We start from the raw sequence: 2,179 nt of genomic DNA, 5'->3' as shown, positions 1-2,179 counted from the left end.
CCGTTGCCGGCGACGCCGCACGCGCGCGACACGCGCTCGATCTTCGTCGACGGCCATTATAGGCCGAAGGAGATGTGGCGTGAGGCCGGCGGCGCCGCCTTCAACCCCGGCAATTATTATTATGTCGGCGGCAATTCGAAGTTCTATGGCGCGGTGCTGATCCGCTACCGCAAGGAAGATTTCGCCGCCATGGAGCACTTTGGCGGGGTCTCGCCGGCATGGCCGTTCTCCTATGAGGAATTCGAGCCCTGGTATTCGAAAGCCGAACAGCTGTTTCGCGTGCGCGGTGCACTGGGCGAGGATCCGACCGAGCCGTTCCATTCGATCCCCTACGCCTACAAGCCGGTGCCCGACGAGGCGCCGATCGCCCGCGCCCGCGCCGAGCTGAAAAACCTCGGCCTGCATCCGGCCTCGCTGCCGCTCGGCGTCGACATCGACACCTGGCTGAAAGAGGGCAAGACCGGCTGGGACGCGTTTCCCAACACCGGCCAGGGCAAGGTCGACGCGCAGACAGGACCGCTGACGGCGGCCCTGAAGGACACCAACATCCGGCTCGAGACCGGCTGTTATGTCGAGTACCTGGAGGCATCGACCGACGGCAAAACCATTGCTGCCATCCACTATCGGCAGAATGGTGAGCTGAAAAAGGTGGCGCCGAAACTGGTCATCCTCTCCGCTGGCGCGGTCAATTCCGCCGTCATCCTGCTGCGCTCGCCTTCGGCCGATGGCAATGGTCTTGCCAACCGCTCCGATCAGGTCGGGCGCAATTTCATGAACCACAATTCCAGCGCCATGCTGGCGATCGATCCGCGCCGCCGCAACGATGCCGTCTACCAGAAGACGCTGATGCTCAACGACTACTATCTGTCCGACGGCAAGGGCGGTAAGCCGCTGGGGAACGTCCAACTGCTCGGCAAGATCGACGGCAACATGCTGCGGGCCAATGTCAAGTACACGCCGGGATTCGCGCTCGACTTCATGGCCGGCCACGCCGTCGACTGGTACCTGATGTGCGAAGACCTGCCCGACCCGGAAAGCCGCATCATGGTCGACGGCAAGGACATCGTCATGCAGTGGCGGCGCTCCAACATGCAGTCGCTCGACGGGCTGAACAAGGTAATGCGCGAAAACTTCCGCGCCTGCGGCTATCCCATCGTGCTGTCGCGCCCCTTCGACAAGCGCACGCCGTCGCATCAATGCGGCACGATCAAGATGGGCGACGATCCGGCGACGGCGGCGCTCGACCCCTACTGCCGCTCCTTCGACCACCGGAACCTGTTCGTCGTCGACGCCGGTTTCCTGCCGAACTCGGCGGCGGTCAACCCAGCGCTGTCGATTGCAGCCCAAGCGCTGCGCGTTGCTGACCACATCCGCAAGACGGACCTCGCCGCATGACCCGCCCCGCCGCTATCGTCACCGGCGGCGCGCGCGGCATCGGCCTCGCCTGCGCCCAGGCACTGGCGGATGCCGGCTTCGATATTCTGGTCGCCGACCTTGCCGAAACAGCCGCCGACGGACTTGCCCCCGACATCGCCAAGCGTGGCGCAAAATTCGCCTATGTCAGGTGCGACATCGCGGACCTCGACACCCATACAGCACTTGTCGATGCCGCGATGCGCGCCTTCGGCCGCATCGACTGCCTGGTCAACAATGCCGGCGTCGGCGCCGTGGTGCGCGGTGACCTCTTGGACCTCAAGCCGGAGAATTTCGACCGCACGCTGGGCATCAACCTGCGCGGCACCGTCTTCCTCAGCCAGGCTGTCGCCAAGGCGATGCTGGCTGCGCCAGGCGATCAGAGATCCATCATCACCATCACCTCGGTCAGTGCTGAAATGGCGTCGCCGGAACGGCCGGACTACTGCATCTCGAAGGCCGGGCTTTCGATGTGGGTGAAGAACCTGGCGTTGCGGCTTGCGCCTGAAAACATCGGCGTCTTCGAAGTCCGGCCCGGCATCATCCGCACCGACATGACCTCAGGCGTGACCGCCAAATATGACGCCCTTATCGACGGCGGCCTGGTTCCGGCCAAACGCTGGGGCGAAGCATCGGACATCGGCGCGGTGGTGGCGACGCTCGCCGGCGGCAAGCTCGGCTTTTCGACCGGCTCGATCATCAATGTCGACGGCGCGCTCTCGGTGCCACGGCTATGAATGGATCAGGAAATGACTGACTATATCAT

General features: G+C 64.0%; 2 protein-coding genes. Both read left to right on the top strand.

Features of this window, described 5'->3' with window-relative positions; translation table 11 throughout:
* Positions 1-1,395, top strand: a 1,395-nt coding sequence (locus ENZ74_RS29880; protein ID WP_164761313.1) for a GMC family oxidoreductase, incomplete at its 5' end; no start/stop codon positions are given.
* Positions 1,392-2,150, top strand: coding sequence for a 3-ketoacyl-ACP reductase (locus ENZ74_RS29875; RefSeq protein WP_013529695.1), 759 nt, complete (start codon positions 1,392-1,394; stop codon positions 2,148-2,150). The genes ENZ74_RS29880 and ENZ74_RS29875, both read left to right, overlap by 4 nt.
* The last annotated feature ends 29 nt before the right edge of the window (positions 2,151-2,179 follow it).

It is taken from the genome of Mesorhizobium sp. M7A.F.Ca.CA.002.15.2.1, assembly GCF_003998715.1.
In the GTDB taxonomy this organism is placed as follows: Bacteria; Pseudomonadota; Alphaproteobacteria; order Rhizobiales; family Rhizobiaceae; genus Mesorhizobium; species Mesorhizobium ciceri.
Note: the sequence above shows the minus strand (reverse complement) of the source record. Positions and strands in the feature narration are given on the sequence as shown.